The 17,855-nt window shown below is 34.2% G+C and carries 16 protein-coding genes; 3 read left to right on the top strand and 13 right to left on the bottom strand.

Going from position 1 to position 17,855, the window contains the following annotated elements; all coding sequences use genetic code 11:
* Nucleotides 1-12: 12 nt before the first annotated feature.
* From HT586_RS03900 to HT586_RS03885, 4 genes are all read right to left on the bottom strand, one after another.
* Nucleotides 13-1,203 carry a phosphoglycerate kinase gene (locus HT586_RS03900; protein ID WP_096077075.1) on the bottom strand — a complete coding sequence of 397 codons (1,191 nt, stop codon included), beginning with the start codon at nt 1,201-1,203 and terminating at the stop codon, nt 13-15.
* A gap of 116 nt (nt 1,204-1,319) precedes the next feature.
* Complete coding sequence (gene gap / locus HT586_RS03895) at nt 1,320-2,333, bottom strand: type I glyceraldehyde-3-phosphate dehydrogenase (RefSeq protein ID WP_096077076.1); 1,014 nt, start codon at nt 2,331-2,333, stop codon at nt 1,320-1,322.
* 188 nt (nt 2,334-2,521) lie between these two features.
* Nucleotides 2,522-3,565 (bottom strand): sugar-binding transcriptional regulator, encoded by a 1,044-nt coding sequence (locus tag HT586_RS03890; protein ID WP_096077077.1) that lies wholly within the window; start codon nt 3,563-3,565, stop codon nt 2,522-2,524.
* A gap of 155 nt (nt 3,566-3,720) precedes the next feature.
* Nucleotides 3,721-3,972 (bottom strand): glutaredoxin family protein, encoded by a 252-nt coding sequence (locus HT586_RS03885; protein WP_133353964.1) that lies wholly within the window; start codon nt 3,970-3,972, stop codon nt 3,721-3,723.
* A 235-nt stretch (nt 3,973-4,207) separates the two neighbouring features.
* Here HT586_RS03885 and clpP point away from each other — a divergent pair, with 235 nt between their 5' ends.
* The 3 genes from clpP to HT586_RS03870 all read left to right on the top strand — a co-directional run bounded on the left by clpP (nt 4,208) and on the right by HT586_RS03870 (nt 7,237).
* Nucleotides 4,208-4,801, top strand: a complete 594-nt coding sequence (gene clpP / locus HT586_RS03880) for an ATP-dependent Clp endopeptidase proteolytic subunit ClpP (protein ID WP_096077079.1) — start codon at nt 4,208-4,210, stop codon at nt 4,799-4,801.
* Nucleotides 4,802-5,061: 260 nt separating this feature from the next.
* Nucleotides 5,062-6,432: an alkaline phosphatase gene (locus HT586_RS03875; RefSeq protein WP_133353963.1), complete on the top strand. Its 1,371-nt coding sequence runs from the start codon at nt 5,062-5,064 to the stop codon at nt 6,430-6,432.
* 79 nt (nt 6,433-6,511) lie between these two features.
* Nucleotides 6,512-7,237: a hypothetical protein gene (locus HT586_RS03870; RefSeq protein ID WP_133353962.1), complete on the top strand. Its 726-nt coding sequence runs from the start codon at nt 6,512-6,514 to the stop codon at nt 7,235-7,237.
* Nucleotides 7,238-7,331: 94 nt separating this feature from the next.
* Here the strand turns inward: HT586_RS03870 and whiA are convergent, their stop codons facing one another.
* The 9 genes from whiA to uvrA form a co-directional block, all read right to left on the bottom strand.
* Nucleotides 7,332-8,282 carry a DNA-binding protein WhiA gene (gene whiA / locus HT586_RS03865; RefSeq protein WP_133353961.1) on the bottom strand — a complete coding sequence of 317 codons (951 nt, stop codon included), beginning with the start codon at nt 8,280-8,282 and terminating at the stop codon, nt 7,332-7,334.
* Between the two features lies 1 nt (nt 8,283).
* A complete protein-coding gene (locus tag HT586_RS03860) occupies nt 8,284-9,276 on the bottom strand; it encodes a gluconeogenesis factor YvcK family protein (protein WP_096077084.1) in 993 nt (330 codons plus the stop codon).
* On the bottom strand, nt 9,263-10,204 hold the full coding sequence (rapZ, locus tag HT586_RS03855) for an RNase adapter RapZ (RefSeq protein ID WP_096077085.1): 942 nt from the start codon (nt 10,202-10,204) through the stop codon (nt 9,263-9,265). Before rapZ ends, HT586_RS03860 begins: the two co-directional genes overlap by 14 nt.
* 49 nt (nt 10,205-10,253) lie before the next feature.
* A complete protein-coding gene (gene trxB, locus HT586_RS03850; protein WP_111745545.1) occupies nt 10,254-11,180 on the bottom strand; it encodes a thioredoxin-disulfide reductase in 927 nt (308 codons plus the stop codon).
* A 55-nt stretch (nt 11,181-11,235) separates the two neighbouring features.
* Nucleotides 11,236-12,654, bottom strand: a complete 1,419-nt coding sequence (locus HT586_RS03845; RefSeq protein WP_096077087.1) for a tetratricopeptide repeat protein — start codon at nt 12,652-12,654, stop codon at nt 11,236-11,238.
* A 32-nt stretch (nt 12,655-12,686) separates the two neighbouring features.
* Complete coding sequence (locus tag HT586_RS03840; protein ID WP_096077088.1) at nt 12,687-13,169, bottom strand: acyltransferase; 483 nt, start codon at nt 13,167-13,169, stop codon at nt 12,687-12,689.
* Complete coding sequence (gene lgt, locus HT586_RS03835; protein ID WP_133353958.1) at nt 13,147-13,989, bottom strand: prolipoprotein diacylglyceryl transferase; 843 nt, start codon at nt 13,987-13,989, stop codon at nt 13,147-13,149. Before lgt ends, HT586_RS03840 begins: the two co-directional genes overlap by 23 nt.
* A 1-nt stretch (nt 13,990) precedes the next feature.
* Nucleotides 13,991-14,920: an HPr(Ser) kinase/phosphatase gene (gene hprK / locus HT586_RS03830; protein ID WP_096077089.1), complete on the bottom strand. Its 930-nt coding sequence runs from the start codon at nt 14,918-14,920 to the stop codon at nt 13,991-13,993.
* Nucleotides 14,921-15,028: 108 nt separating this feature from the next.
* Nucleotides 15,029-17,851: an excinuclease ABC subunit UvrA gene (gene uvrA, locus HT586_RS03825; RefSeq protein WP_203546348.1), complete on the bottom strand. Its 2,823-nt coding sequence runs from the start codon at nt 17,849-17,851 to the stop codon at nt 15,029-15,031.
* Nucleotides 17,852-17,855: the final 4 nt, after the last annotated feature.

Raw genomic sequence — 17,855 nt, 5'->3', positions numbered from 1 at the left:
ACATCCACCTTTTTATTTTTCAGAGATTGATTTAATACCAGGTAGTTCTTTACCTTCTAAATATTCTAATGACGCTCCGCCACCTGTTGAAATATGTGTAAATTTATCTGCAAATCCAAGATCCATTGCAGCTGCAGCAGAATCTCCACCACCGATAATTGTAGTTGCACCTTCTAAATGTGCAATCGCTTCACAAACACCGATTGTACCTTTAGCGAAGTTGCTCATTTCAAATACACCCATCGGTCCATTCCATACAACTGTCTTTGCGCCTTCTAATTCTTTTTTGAATAACTCAATCGTAGCTGGTCCAATATCTAATGATTGTAAATCTTGAGGAATTTCATCAACTGGTACGGTAGAAATCTCTCCATCATTTGAGAATTCTTTCGTTACAACTGCATCAACTGGTAATACAATCTTACCTTCTCCTCGTGCTAATAAATCATGCGCTAATTCAATTTTATCTTCTTCTAATAATGATTGACCAATTTCTTTGCCTTGTGCTTTTAAGAAAGTATAAGCCATACCGCCACCGATCAATACTTTATCAGCTACTTTCAATAAGTTTTCGATAACACCAATTTTGTCAGAGACTTTCGCGCCACCTAAAATTGCTACAAATGGACGTTCAGGATTTTCTACAACACCACCGATGAATTTAATTTCTTTTTCCATCAGGAACCCAGCAGCAGTTTCTAAATGTGTTGCTACTCCAACGTTTGATGCATGCTCACGGTGAGCTGTACCAAATGCGTCATTTACAAACACATCACCTAATGAAGCCCAGTACTTACCTAATTCAGGATCATTTTTACTTTCTTTCTTACCATCTACATCTTCAAAACGTGTATTTTCAAATAATAAAACATCGCCAGGAGCTAATGCATCGATTGCTGCTTCTAATGCTTCGCCACGTGTTTCAGCTACAAATTTAACATCTTTCCCTAATAGTTCAGTTAAACGTGTTGCTACAGGTTGTAATGATAACTTCGCTTTATCCTCTTCAGCTTTCACTTTACCTAAGTGAGAGAATAAAATGACTTTACCACCTTGTTCAATAATATACTTAATAGTAGGTAATGCTTCTACGATACGATTATCATTAGTGATCGCACCATCTTTCATCGGTACGTTAAAATCTGCACGTACTAAAACCTTTTTATCTTTTAAGTCTAAATCTGAAACAATCTTTTTAACCATCTTTGTGGCCTCCTATAAAATATTAGTGTTTACGATGTTAATTATAACAATGAACTCCTAATAATAAAATAAGCAGGAGAAGCGAAATCTTCCCCCGCTTACGCGTGAATAAAATATTATTTAGCTTGTGCTTGTTCAGCTAAGAATTCTAAAGTACGTACTAATTGAGCAGTATAACTCATTTCGTTATCGTACCAAGCTACTGTTTTAACCATTTGGTGTTCACCAACAGTCATTACACGTGTTTGTGTTGCATCGAATAATGAACCATAAGTAATACCAATAATATCAGAAGATACGATTTCATCTTCAGTGTAACCGAATGATTCGTTAGTTGCAGCTTTCATTGCAGCGTTTACTTCTTCAACTGAAACTTCTTTTTCTAAAATTGTAGTTAACTCAGTTACTGAACCAGTTGGAACTGGAACACGTTGTGCTGAACCATCTAACTTACCTTTTAATTCTGGAATTACTAAACCGATTGCTTTAGCAGCACCAGTTGAGTTAGGAACGATGTTGTTTGCAGCTGCACGTGCACGACGGAAGTCACCTTTCGCATGTGGAGCATCTAAAGTGTTTTGGTCACCAGTGAATGCGTGAACAGTCATCATTAATCCTTCGATGATACCAAATTCATCATTTAATACTTTAGCCATTGGCGCTAAACAGTTTGTAGTACAAGAAGCACCAGAAACGATTTCTTCTGAACCATCTAATACATCATGGTTAACGTTATATACTACAGTTTTTAAATCACCTTTAGCAGGTGCAGAGATTAATACTTTTTTAGCTCCAGCTTCGATATGTGCTTGTGCTTTTTCTTTATCAGTGAAGAAACCTGTACATTCTAAAACTACATCAATACCAAGATCTCCCCATGGTAATTCAGCTGGGTTAGGATTTTCGAATGATTTGATTTCGCGACCATTAACGCGGAAACCACCTTCGATAACTTCAACCTCTTCTTTGAAACGACCTTGAGTTGTATCATATTTTAAAAGATGTGCTAACATTTTGTCATCAGTTAAATCGTTAACTGCAACCACATCAATACCTTCTACTTCTTGTAATCTTCTAAATGCTAAACGTCCGATTCTACCAAATCCGTTAATTGCTACTTTTACTGCCATGAGTAATGGCCTCCTTTATATATCATATATATTTTATTAGGGGATAACCCTAAGTGAATCCAATTCTTTTAACACATTAATCAAATACACAATTTGTATACTATCACTAATTATTTTACGTTATACAACATAACTTAATTATAACCATAAATACCATTAAAACAAAAATATTACGCATATAACTTAAATTATGTAACTGGTAACGTCTGTTGTTTAATTTGTTGCACCAGCCAATGCGCTACAGTTGAATCAATAATTAAAATCGTATGTTTGGGTGCAACATTTAAATATGCTTCAATCGCATACTGTTTTGTACTCCCACCTGCAACTGCGATAATGTTCATAGATTCATTTAAATCTTCTAGTTGAATACCGACCGTTCTAACTTTATGGACGACTTCACCAGTTGCATCAAAGTAATAACCGAATGCTTCTGCAACAGCTTTCTTTTGCTTTAAAATTTCGAAATCATTATTTGATGAATGTCTACGCTTTGCCATTTTCATCGCATCACCGATACCATGAATTAAAATATTTGCATTTTTAATATGGTCGAGTACGCGTTTTACAGATGGTTCATTGACAAGTGTATTATATGCTTCTTCACTAACTTGATCAGGTACATACAACACTTCAAATTGACATTTCCCGTGTTCAGCCATTTGCTGAACAATTGCGTTAGCTTGAAAAGACAAGTCTTCACCTAATCCACCTCTAGCAGGTGTGAAGATAACGCGTTTATTGAGCGGTTTCAACTGATTCGCTACACTAAGCATCGTCGAACCACCTGTTACAGATACGATATCGCCGCTAATCACTAATCTTTGCAAAACATTACTAGCTGCTTCACCTAGTCTGCTCTTAACAACTTCATCAGTATCTACATTACCATTCACTACAATCACTTCTTCTAAACCATAATATTGTTTGATTTGTTGAGATAAACTTTCTAACGCTGCATAACCTTCCATTAAAGATTGTAAATCTGCAAGTAAGTCTATCCCTTCATCAGTAATTGTCATGCCTTTAGATGAAATATTAACTAAACCTTGTACTTTCAATAAATCAATCTCAGTACGTAGTACTCTTTCAGTAATCAATAAAATATCACTTAAAGTTCTACGACCAATCGGCTGATGGAGATGAATAGTATCTAAGATTAAATAACGTCGATACATCTTTTCAATTAAATCGGGAATCAGTAATTGTTGAACCTTTAATAAATGATTCATATGACTCCTCCTTTAATCGATAACAATTAGTTGGACTATATTTGTCCCGCGTGGGTCAAAAACTAACTAACGTTACAATGCAATAATAACAAGACTAAAAAAGTTTTGCAAGTAATTAGAAAACTTAAAAACGTTTTCATTACATATTAATTTATTTATTCATATTTACTTTGAAAAAAATCAATAATTATTACAAAATCGATATTACCTTCCTGTATAGTTACACCCGTGTCTTTATCAATCAAAACTGGGACGCTTAAACAATATAATTCATTAAGTGCATCATCTTGCTGAATATTAACCTCAGTTACTTTAATATTGATATCTTCTTGTGCAAAAGAAATCTGTAGCTTTGCGTCATCACATAAACTACAGTTTGGTTGTGTATAAAAAATAATATGTTCCATATTTACCTACCTTTATATATTTATTATTTATCATTCATTAATTATTTATCTTTTGTTATTTTCTTGTCTTTATATATTAATAAAACTGATAGCACTTCACTATCAATATCTAATATCTACTATTATAATATATATCGAGTAGATTAAAAATTTTATAATACAGTTTCAAATCTTTGACTATATTTGACGTTATAGTGTATATTATTTTTAACAGTAAACAAGGAGGCAATAAATTATGAACTTAATTCCAACAGTTATCGAATCAACTAACAGAGGTGAGCGTGCTTATGATATCTATTCTCGCTTACTTAAAGATAGAATCATTATGTTAGGATCTGCTATCGATGATAATGTAGCAAATTCAATCATTTCTCAGTTATTATTCTTACAAGCGCAGGACGCTGAGAAAGACATCTACCTATACATCAATTCACCAGGTGGCAGTGTTACTGCTGGTATGGCAATCTACGATACGATGCAACATATTAAACCAGATGTTCAAACGATTTGTATTGGTATGGCTGCATCAATGGGATCATTCTTATTAGCAGCAGGTACAAAAGGAAAACGCTTTGCGTTACCTAATGCAGAAGTAATGATTCACCAACCTTTAGGCGGTGCACAAGGTCAAGCAACTGAAATTGAAATTGCAGCACGTCATATTCTAAAAACACGTGAAAAACTTAACCGCATTCTTTCAGAACGCACAGGTCAACCAGTTGAAAAAATTGAAAAAGATACTGATCGTGATAATTTCTTATCTGCTGATGAAGCTAAAGAATATGGTTTAATTGATGAAGTTATGCATCCTATTGATGAGAAGAAATAATCAGAATATAGTTACAGAATATTAACTGAATAAATTATTTATTTTAAGCACTTAGACGTGAGTATGTCTAAGTGCTTTTTCATTTCCTATCTAACTCATTTATTATATTAAAATAATAAATGAGTTAGCAGAAGTAATGTAAATAGTACCTATTCCTAATAGTAATTTACAAAACTTTTACACAATCCCACTCATTTATTTACAAAGTTTTGATAAATTTAGATTGCATTAAAAAACTATTAACTTTTTGGAGGATTATCATGAAGAAACTCAACAAAGTATTAGCTACAACTTTAACTGCTGGTTTATTAGCAACTTCTCTACCAGTAACTGATGCATCACACACTGCAAAGGCGGCTACAAAGGTATGTAAGCCAAGTTCAACACCAAAAAACGTTATCTTTATGATTGGAGACGGAATGGGTCCATCTTTCGTTGCTGCTCATAGATATATGCGTGACAATGCTGCTACAAAGAAGTTAGACAGAATTTCATTTGATGACTATTTATTAGGTGCTCAAACTACGATTGCAGATGATGAACATCAAAATATTACGGATTCAGCTTCTGCTGCAACAGCAATGAGTGCTGGTGTGAAAACTTACAATAGTGCAATCGCTGTTGACGTTAATAAGAAAGAAGTTAAAACAGTTTTAGAACAGGCTAAAGCAAAAGGTAAATCAACTGGTTTAGTTGCAACAAGTGAAGTAACGCACGCTACGCCTGCTGCATTTGGAGCGCATGATGAGTCTCGTAAAAACATGGCTGCAATCGCTGATGACTACTTTGATGAAATGATTAACAAGCAACACAAAGTAGATGTAATCTTAGGCGGCGGAAGATATTATTTCGAACGTGAAGACCGTAACTTAATTAAAGAATTCCAAAAAGATGGATACAAATTCGTATCAAACAAAAAATGGTTAAAGAAAGTTTCAAGTAACTCTAAGCAAAAGAAAGTTATCGGTTTATTCTCTCCTGGTGGAATGCCAAAAATGATCGACCGTGATAAAAATATGCCATCATTAAAAGATATGACAAATACAGCACTTAAAAAATTAGGTTCAAATAAAAAAGGTTTCTTCTTAATGGTGGAAGGTTCTCAAATTGACTGGGCTGGTCATGCAAATGATATCACTGGTGCAATGAGTGAAATGCAAGATTTCGATGCTGCATTCCAGGAAGCAATTAAATACGCTAAAACTGACTGTAATACATTAGTTATCGCAACAGCTGACCACTCTACTGGTGGTTTATCAATGGGACAAGGTGGAGAATATAACTTCTTCGTAGATCCAATCAAAAAGATGAAACATACACCTCAATACTTACGTGCTCAAATGATGAAAGATGGCGCTAACGTTGATGCTATAATCAAAGACAATATCGGTTTCGAATTAGAAGCTGAAGAAATTCAAGCTATTAAAGATGCAGTAGCTTCTAAAGATGCGGTTAAAATTGAAGACGCTATTGAAAAACCAGTAAACAAAAGAAGTTTCACGGGTTGGACAACTGGCGGACACACTGGTGAAGACGTTTACATCTACGGTTATGGACCAGGTAGTGAACAATGGCGTGGTAGCATGGATAATACAGATAACGCGAAACGCATCTTCAAATTCTTCAAATAATCAACTTATTTAAAGAATATCCAGGCACAAATTGTGTCTGGATATATTTTTTTATACTTTAATCAGAAGGAGTTTTAAAATGAAATCTCTATCTACATTATTCTTATCTACTACACTTTTATTAACTGCATGTAATGCAGATCATTCCTCACAAGATAAAAAAGAAACGTCTATAGAAAGTACTACTGAAACAAAATCAAATAAAGATAAATCCAGCAATACAGCAAATAAAAACGTTAAACCTTATACAGAGCAACAGGCTAAAAAAGTATTTGGTTCCGTTGAAAAATTAAATCCAGGAAAAACTAAAAAATATCCGGTAAAAGGTGTAGAATCAAAAAACATTAGTAAAGTAATCAAAGTTAAAGATAATGAAACAATCATTTATTCTGAAGATACAGGGCACGGAATTCCAACGATACCTGCAGGTGAAAACCATGAATTTACGGCTATTTCTGAAGTAACATATAAGAATCTAAAAATGTATATGCTGCAGGATGGTCGCTTTATTACTGCTAATCCAAAGCATGTTGAAATTATAAGTAGCGATAAATCAGCACATTTTTATCCAAAGTTTGAAATGCACGAAGAAGATTATAAATATTTAGATACGCTTAATAAAAATGATAAAGATTATTCAGCATATGAGAACTATGCGAAAAATTTTGGTACCACACAATATGACAGTAAACGTGAATTATTAATGTTCACTGCTATTCATCAAGTTAATAATGAAACAGAAGGCAGTTTTGTAATAGAAGATACTCCTTTTAAGTCTTTTGAAGACTTTAAAAGTTCCAAATAGGAATCTTTACAATTTATTAATATGAAATTTACTACTAAGAAATAATAGTAGAATAAATAAAACCGGATGAGCAGCTTTGCTCATCCGGTTTATTTTATTTCTTCAATTCAATTGACTCGCCTGAACGTAGTTTGTCTGCTATTTCATCTAATTTTCTTAGACGATGATTCACACCTGATTTAGATATAACACCTGTAGAAACCATTTCCCCTAATTCTTTCAATGAAATGTCTTGGTGCATTACTCTTAATCGTGCAATCTCTCTAAGTCGTTCCGGTAACTCATCGATTCCGATTTCCTGATCGATTAATTTTATATTCTCTACTTGTCTCATTGCAGCACTAATTGTTTTATTTAAATTTGCTGTTTCACAATTCACAAGTCGATTAACAGAGTTACGCATATCTCGTACGATTCTTACATCTTCAAACTTTAACAGCGCCTGATATCCGCCAATGATACTGAGAAATTCAGAAATCTTCTCTGCTTCTTTTAAATATGAAATATAACCTTTTTTACGTTCTAAAGTTTTTGCATTTAATTCATATTCATTCATTAATGCTGTTAAACCTAGTGAGTGGCTTTCATATAAAGAAAATATTTCAAGATGGTAAGAAGAAGTCTCAGGATTATTAACTGATCCCCCTGCCAAAAAAGCACCACGTAGATAGCTGCGTTTACAGCATTCATCTGATACTAAAGACTTATCGACAATTTGTTTAAATTCACCATCAGTTAATATCTTAAGTTCATCCAGAATTTCTTTCGTTTTCATTTTTATTCTACAGATATAAACATTATTCTTTTTTAGTTTCATCTTCTTACGAACGAGCAACTCAATATCTACACCAAAGATTTTCTTCGTTAAACTATATACCCGTCTTGCAATCGCAGCATTTTCAGACTGAACGTTAATTACCCATTTCATATTCTGGATGCTTAAATTACCATTCATACGAATTAGCGCTGATAATTCTGCTTTACCACAGCACGTATCTGTTTCAATCCGCGTTAATTCATTTTTCATTTCTGAGGCAAAAGACACTTTACTCGCCTTCTTTCTGGTTAAACTCTATTGTGCTGATTTCACTTAATGCTAGCTCATATATCATATCAGCAAGAATTTCATTATTATGACGGACGATTCCATCTAGATTTATATCAACAAGTTCATTATCCGTAATCAGTTCAATGCCCATTTTTCGAATTCTATCATGATCACAATGAACAAAAGTCGAATTGTTACGTGCATAGTTATCATGAATTTTATTGTTAAATATAGTATCATTTGCAATAACAAATTGTATAAATGGCTGTCCAACATGTTTATGAATCGCTTCAATGTGATCAGCGACTGTATAATCAATTGTTTCGCCGCGTTGTGTCATGATATTTGAGACATAAAGTTTTTTTGCATCACTTTTAACAATAGTTTCAGCAAGTTCATCCAATACTAAATTCGGGATGATACTTGTATAAAGACTACCTGGTCCCATTACAATCAAATCAGATTCAAGTAAAGCATCTACTGCTTCTTTCATCGGTTTGATGTTAGAAGGCGTTAAGAATACACTGTCAATTTTCTTATCTTTTAATGGTATCAATGACTCTCCTACAACAATTTCACCATCCTCCATGATCGCATTAAGAATAGGGCTAGTATTTGTAGAGGGTATTACGGTACCTTTAACATTTAATATTTTGCTCAGCTCTTTGACTGCATGTCCAAAATCACTTGTCACATCTGTCATTGCAGCAAGCATCAAATTCCCAACTGGATGCCCTCCTAAAGTTTCATCGTTAAAACGATACTGAAACAATTTCTCAAGCATCGGTTCTACATCGCTTAACGCTGCAAGTACATTACGCACATCTCCAGGTGCAGGTATATCCATGACATCACGAATTTTACCAGTACTTCCACCATCATCTGCTACTGTTACAATTGCCGTTATTTCTACAGGATAATGCTTTAAACCTCTCGCCATTACGGATAATCCTGTACCACCGCCAATCAGACAAATCTTAAGCCTTCTCATCAATGATTCCTTCTATTAATGCATCTCTGTGGCGAGTATTCAATTCAAAATCAAAGAAATCAATCAGTTCATTGCTAATACGTTCTGCTAAAGCAACAGAACGGTGTTGACCACCTGTACATCCAATCGCAATTACAACTTGTGACTTTCCTTCACGCATATATCCAGGAATCACAAATTTCAATAAGTCCATCAGTTTCGTATAGAATATTTCAGTTTCTTTCCATTTCATCACATAATCATAAACACGTGAATCCATTCCAGTTAAAGGGCGTAGTTCCTCAATATAATAAGGATTCGGTAAAAATCGCACATCAAATACAATGTCTGCATCAATTGGCACACCATGTTTGAAACCAAAACTCATTACATTGATAGAAAATATATTATCTTTTCCAGAGCCGAATAGTTCAATCACTTTTGAACGTAATTCTTTAGGCTTAAAATCTGATGAATCAACAATATGCGTTGCAACGCCCCTTAAATCTGCTAATAATCTACGTTCTTCATTAATTGCTTCTAAAGGTGTTCCACCAGAAGCAATTGGATGCGTTCGACGTGTCGCTTTATAACGAGAAACAAGTACATTATCATTTGCTTCAATAAATAATACCTGGACGAGTATATCTGTTAAATTTGTTATATTTTGAAGTTCTTCACGTAAATTGTCGAAAAAATCTTTACCACGTAAATCTACACCAATTGCAACGCGTGAAAGTGACTGATTATTATCCTGCATCAATTCAACAAATTTAGGTAATAGAATAGGCGGTAGATTATCAACACAGAAATAACCTAAATCTTCTAAACACTGAATTGCAACAGACTTTCCAGCGCCACTCATTCCGGTTACAACGACTAATTTTTTAAAATTTTCTTCATTCTTCACTGAAATCCCCCTCAAGAAGCTATTACTTCTATAATACATGAATTCATAAAAATAGACACGCGAATGCGTATCTATTATATGCTTATAATTAGTCGTTTAAAGATTCAATATAGTGTTGTGCATTTTGTGCAGCAATACTACCATCACCTGTTGCAGTAACTATTTGTCTTAATTTTTTAACACGTACATCTCCTGCAGCATAAATGCCAGGAATACTTGTTTCCATTTCATCATTTGTAATAATGTAACCTACTTCATCAGTAATACCTAAATCTAAGAATGGTTTCGTTAATGGCTGCATACCAATATATACGAACACACCGTCAGTTGGTACAGTTGATTCAACACCATCATTATCAACTAACGTTACAGAACTCACTTTAGTATCTCCGTTAATTGATTTTAATGTTGAATTCCAGATGAAATCAACCTTTTCATTTTTAAAGGCACGGTCTTGTAAGATTTTTTGTGCTCTTAATTTATCTCTACGATGGACGATTGTAACTTTGTCTGCAAACTTAGTTAAGTATACACCTTCTTCAACTGCAGAATCTCCACCACCGATAACGATTAAGTGTTTCTGTTTAAAGAACGCCCCGTCACATACAGCACAATATGAAACGCCTCGGCCACCTAATTCCTGTTCACCAGGTACACCAATCTTTTTATATTCAGCACCAGTTGCTATGATTAATGCTTTTGCTTTTAATTGTTTTTCACCTAGATCGATAATTTTCATATCTCCGTCTAATGTTACAGATTTAATATCTCCATATGCATATTCAGCACCAAATTTCTGCGCATGGTTAAACATTTTTGTAGATAAATCTGGTCCAGTGATTAAATCAAATCCCGGAAAGTTTTCTACATCTGCTGTGTTTGCCATTTGTCCACCTGGCATACCACGTTCAATCATAATTGTTGATAGATTAGCACGCGATGCATAAACTGCTGCAGTCATTCCTGCAGGACCAGCACCAACGATTACTACATCATATTCTTTTATTTCAGTCATTTTCTTACCTCCATTATTTCTATTCGTAAGTTCAATATACAACAACTTATTAATTTTAAATATTATTTTGCTTAAACGCATCATATACTTTTACAAAATGATAACGCGTCGTATTAAATTTTTCGATAACTTCTCGCTTAGTTAATTTATCATTCGACATTCTCATATATAAGAAGTAACATACTGCAGTGTAAGCCTGGATATTTTTCAGATCCATCTTGGCATCAATAATTGCTTCAGCTTTTTCAATCCAATAATCAAATAAAGCAATATCATAAACTTCATCAAATAAAACTTTCAGTCCTTTATGGATAAAATCCAGTTTTATTAGATTAATATTATGAAAGATATATGAAAGATAGAGCTTTTCGAAGTCTGGCATTTCTTCTAAAATATCCCATACTTTACGATTGATAATAAGTGTCTTATCATTCATCTGCGAGATTAAAAAGATGCCTATCAAACGATGATTGCGATCGATATGTTCAAGGAGGGGTAAAATTTCATCACTTAAATATTGTTGGCCATCATATATTTGCCTCGGACTAGGCCCAGGGTTCTGCACTATTTCAGTAAGAATTGTCCATAATTGATCTGACTGACTATGATGCCCTAAAGCAAAACTATTAAAACTAAGTGCATGTAACATTTGACTATTCACAAATTTACCTTTTTTGTACAAAGGTAAAAGTAACTTTTGCGATGATTCGAATTTTTTCAGGAAGCTTAGCACGATACCTAGCTTAAATTTCTCTTCATCATTAATCGGTACAATTTTTTTAAGACGTTTTAAATATAATTCATATTGTTCTGTTTGGTTCGTATTATATAGCAGTAAAGTATAATGGCAAAGCGCATGTATATCCGTAGCATCTTCATATAATAGCTGTTCTAATATCGCACCACTTTCATTATATTGTCCGATAAAAAGTAAAGTCATCGCCTTTAAATTACGTATTTCTGAACGTTCCTGTATATCAACCGGCTGATAATTAATCCAGTCCAGCGCTAATTCATAATGAAAGTTTTGAAAGAAATTCTGAAAGATATAATGTACAACAAAACTTTCACTTTCACTTTCAACCTTTGACTGGTCTTCGTAATATACTTCAAACAACGCTTGTAGTTCATCAAGATAAGAAATATCATCTGAATTCAGGCAGTAATACATGCCAAATAAAAATGCTTTATTAGGGTCACGACGTTTCACAAAAAGTTGACTGAGTTCATAAAACACATCAATACAATCAAAATCCGTACTTAAATACTTAATTAACGTTTGTTCTGCATCATCAAACTTACCAATCATCTGTAAACATTCTGATAAGCTTTTATTTACTTTCCATTTGTTTTCTTTTTGAAGGGATTTTATATAAAATGAGATGGCTTCATCATATGATTGCTGGCTTTGTTTTTTTAAGCCGATCTTATAAAATTCATCATCATTACTAGGAAATTTTATAATGTTATCCATCCATCACACCCCTTTTTAAGTCGATACTTCCATTATACCTTATTTTTAATAATCATTGGATTTCCATATGCAAATGAATTTGCTGGTACATCTTTAGAAACGAGTGTCATCGCTCCGATGATTGCATTATCACCAATTGTTACGCCAGGTAATATAAGTGCATTAGCACCAATTAATACATTTGATCCGATTTCAATATTTCCTATGCGATATTCGTCTATTAAATATTCATGTGTTAGCAAAGTAGCATTGTAACCTATTACTGAATTTTCACCGATAGTAATTCTCTCAGGAAACATCAGGTCAGGCATCGCTTTATATGCGATTGAAGTTTTATTTCCGATTTTCATACCGAGAAACATGCGATATAAATGACGTTTTAATTTTACTGAAGGGCATATTCTACCACATTCAATCACAATAAAATTTTTAGCTACTTTAATAAATGAAACTGTGCGATACATTCGCCATAAAGGATTCACACCGTTTGATCTAATGCTTGATGTTTTGCGCATCACTTGAACTCCTCATCGGAAAATTAACTTCTTTATATTTAGGTAATTGGTATTTAATATTACGATAAATCCATATCGCTATTGCCACAATAATAATTGCTATTGAAATCATCTGAGCAATTCTTAAATGTTCAGTTAACATTAAGCTGTCCGTACGCATTCCTTCGATGAAAAAGCGTCCGATTGAATACCAGATGGTATAGCTAAGTAACGTCTGACCAATCTTCAAATGTTTACGGATTAATAATAAAATAACAAAACCTGTAAAATTCCATATCGATTCATAAAGAAAAGTAGGATGATAATAAACGCCGTCTATTTTCATATTATTAATGATGAATTCCGGTATATGAAGTTGCTCTAAGAAACTTCTTGATACTTCACCACCATGAGCCTCCTGATTCATAAAATTCCCCCAGCGACCGATTGCCTGGCCAAGAATAATACTTGGTGCTGCAATATCACCAAGCTGGAAAAATGATACATGCTTCTTGCGTGTTAATAAGTAAGCCATTCCAAGTGCTCCAATCAAACCACCATGAATAGCAATACCTCCATTCATAATCATCGGAATCTCAGACAGATGTTCTTTATAGTATGACCATTCAAAAGCAACATAATAGATTCTCGCACAAATAATGCCGGAGATCACTGAGCTAATCACAATATCTATCAGCGTATTTTCAGTAAAGTTTTTCTTTTCTGTTTCTCGTTGTGCAAGAAGATATCCAAGTAATATACCTACCGCTATAATGACACCATACCAGCGAATTTGAATCGGACCCAGCTCTAGTGCTATAGGATTAAGTGTTAGTAGCATTTTATATCTCCTTTAATGATTGATTTTTAATTTGTGCATTTAATCTGTCATTAAAATCTTTTGCAGTATTTGTACCCATCTTATTTAATCGATAATTCATCGCTGCAACTTCAATAATAACAGCTAAGTTACGTCCTGGTCTTACCGGTACAGTTTTCTTTGTAATCTTAGAGTCAAGTATCGTTAAAGTTTCTTCTACTAAACCTACACGATCATACGTTTTATCTTTCGCCCAGAATTCAAGATTGACATTTAACATCAGCCTTTTTTCAGGTAAAACACTACCAGCTCCAAAAAGTGTCATGACATTGATAATACCTAAGCCACGAATTTCAAGCAGATGTTCAATAAGCTTCGGTGCTTTTCCCATTAATACATTTCTTGAAATTTCTTTGATTTCAACATTGTCATCAGCTACCAATCTATGTCCACGTTTAACAAGCTCCAATGCCGTTTCACTTTTCCCTACTCCAGAATTACCAGTGATGAGTACTCCGACGCCATACACATCTACTAATACACCATGAAGACTTGTTTCCGGTGCGAGCTCTCTTTCCAGGAAAGAAGAAATTTTATTGATTAAACTTGTCGTAACATCGCTACTACTTAATAAAGGTGTTCCTTTACGATTACAAGCGTCTACTAGTTCTTCAGGTGCTTCAATATCTCTCGTTAATATAATACAAGGTGTTTCTTTTCTACATAGTTTTTGCATACGTTCTCTTCTGTCTTCTTTACTCAATGTTTCGAAAAACGACATTTCAGTTGTTCCCAATACCTGTATTCTATCAGAAGAATAATGTGAAAAGAATCCTGCCATCTCTAATCCTGGTCTTGATATATTCGTATTGATAATAGGAATTTCTATCGCTACATTACCTGCAATAATTTCTAAGTCAAACTTCTCAATCAATTCTATACTTGTTATCATGTTAAACCTCCATCATCCAATACTTTCATATTAAATAACTTTACGCAATAATACAATTTAAAACGACAAAGAGACACTGACAAATTCTTGTCAATGTCTCTTTATTATTTACTGACGTTCTACATGTCGTTTTAAATATCTTCCGGTATAAGATGCGCTCGATTCCATAATTTGTTCTGGGGTACCGATGGCAATAATCTTACCACCATTGTCGCCACCTTCAGGTCCTAAATCAATAATATGATCTGCTGTTTTAATCACATCTAAATTATGTTCGATAATCAGGACAGTATCACCATTTTCTACAAGCTTCTCTAATACTTTAAGTAATCTCGCAATATCATCGACATGAAGTCCTGTGGTCGGCTCATCAAGAATATATAAAGTCTTACCGTTACTTCTACGATGTAACTCACTAGCTAGTTTAACACGTTGTGCTTCTCCACCTGATAAAGTTGTAGCAGGTTGTCCCAACTTTACATAACCTAAACCTACATCTACAATCGTTTTTAGTTTACGTTTAATTTTAGGAATATTCTCGAAGAAATGATATGCATCTTCTACTGTCATATCTAATATATCAGCAATATTTTTATCTTTATAGGTAACTTCTAATGTTTCTCGATTATAGCGTTTTCCGCCACACACTTCACACGGTACATATACATCTGGCAAGAAGTGCATTTCTATCTTGATGATACCATCACCTCGACAAGCCTCACATCTGCCTCCCTTAACATTAAAGCTAAAACGTCCTTTTTGATAACCGCGTAACTTCGCTTCATTGGTTTGACTAAATACGTCGCGTATATCATCAAATAGTCCTGTATATGTGGCTGGATTTGATCGTGGCGTTCGTCCTATAGGTGATTGATCAATATCAATAATTTTATCAATATATTCGATACCTGTCACTGCGTCATGGGGACCTGGTTTTGCTTTTGTTTTATATAATTTTTGAGCAAGTGCTTTATACAACACATCATTAACTAAACTACTTTTACCTGATCCTGATACCCCAGTGACTAGTGTCATCATACCTAACGGAATATTGACAGATACACCTTTTAAGTTATTGCTCGTCGCATTTTCAATTGTTATGAAACGACCATCTGGTTTACGACGCGTTTCAGGCATTTCTATTTGTTTTTTTCCACTTAAATATTGTCCTGTTAATGATTTTTTATTTTTCATGACTTGATTCGGTGTACCTTGCGCGACGATTTCACCACCATGTACACCCGCGCCTGGTCCGATATCAATTAAATGATCAGCAGCAAGCATCGTATCTTCATCATGTTCAACAACAATCAATGTATTTCCCATATCTCGCATAGACTTCAATGTATCAATCAGCTTATCGTTATCCCGTTGATGTAATCCGATCGATGGTTCATCTAATACGTACATTACACCTGTTAAACGAGAACCAATTTGCGTTGCTAATCTGATACGCTGAGCTTCTCCACCCGAAAGCGTTCCAGCGGCACGGTTTAATGTTAAATATTCAAGACCAACATTGTTTAAGAAACTCAAGCGTTCAGTGATTTCCTTTAAGATGAGTTTAGAGATTTGCTGCTCTTTCTCAGTTAATTCAATCGAATCATAATATTTCAATGCTTCACCAATTGAAAATTTTACAACTTGTCCGATATGAAGATCATTAACTTTCACACTCATCGCTTCATTTGAGAGTCGATAGCCATGGCACGTATGACATGCTTCATCCACCATATATTTACGCATTTGCTCGCGTGTATATTCAGAAGGACTTTCCTTATAACGACGTTCGATATTATTTAATACACCTTCATACTGCATTACACGTTTACGCGTAACACCATTATCCTGTTTAAATGTAAAAGATATTTCGTCATTATGACCATATAAAATAATATACTGTTCTTCTTCTGTTAACTTTTCGAAAGGTTTTTTCATACTGATATTAAAATGTTTGCAAGCTTGCTTCAATAAAGTTGGATAGTAGTTGGAACTAATCGGTTCCCATGGTAGAATCGCTCCTTTTTCAAGCGTGAGTGACTTATCCGGAATAACAAGGTCAATATCAACCGATAATTTAGTGCCTAATCCATCACAATCAGGACATGCACCAAACGGCGAATTAAATGAGAACATTCTTGGTTCTAATTTCTCAATAGAAAATCCACAAATCGGACATGCATGATGTTCAGAAAACTTTACCTGTTCACGGCCGATAACATCTACTACGACATTCCCTTCAGCAAGTTTTAAAGCATTCTCTAAAGAGTCTGCAAGTCTTGCTTCAATACCCGGCTTTACCACAAGACGATCGACTACTACATCAATATCGTGATTTTGATTTTTATTTAAATCAATATCATCTGTAATATCATATACTTCACCATCAACCTGAATACGTGCATAACCTTTTTTAGAAATCTCTTCAATCAATTTCTTATGCGTCCCTTTACGCCCACGAATAACAGGAGCGAAAATCTGGATCTTTGTACGTTCTTCCATGGCCATAACTTTATCTACCATCTGTTGAATTGTTTGTGATTCGATTGCTATGCCATGAATCGGACAATATGGTATTCCGATACGCGCATATAATAATCTCAGATAATCATAAATTTCAGTAACTGTCGCTACAGTACTTCGTGGATTCTTACTTGTCGTTTTCTGATCAATTGATATCGCAGGTGATAATCCTTCTATCACATCGACATCAGGTTTATCCATTTGACCTAAGAACATTCTGGCATAAGCACTTAGTGATTCTACATATCTTCTTTGACCTTCAGCATAAATAGTGTCGAAAGCTAAACTTGATTTACCAGAACCTGAAAGTCCTGTCATCACAACGAGTTTATCTCGAGGTATTTCTATATCTATATTCTTTAAATTATGTGCTCTTGCACCTTTAACTACAATTGATTTATTTTTCATATTG

The sequence above is a fragment of the Macrococcoides bohemicum genome (assembly GCF_016865215.1).
Lineage (GTDB): Bacteria > Bacillota > Bacilli > Staphylococcales > Staphylococcaceae > Macrococcoides > Macrococcoides bohemicum.
Note: the sequence above shows the minus strand (reverse complement) of the source record. Positions and strands in the feature narration are given on the sequence as shown.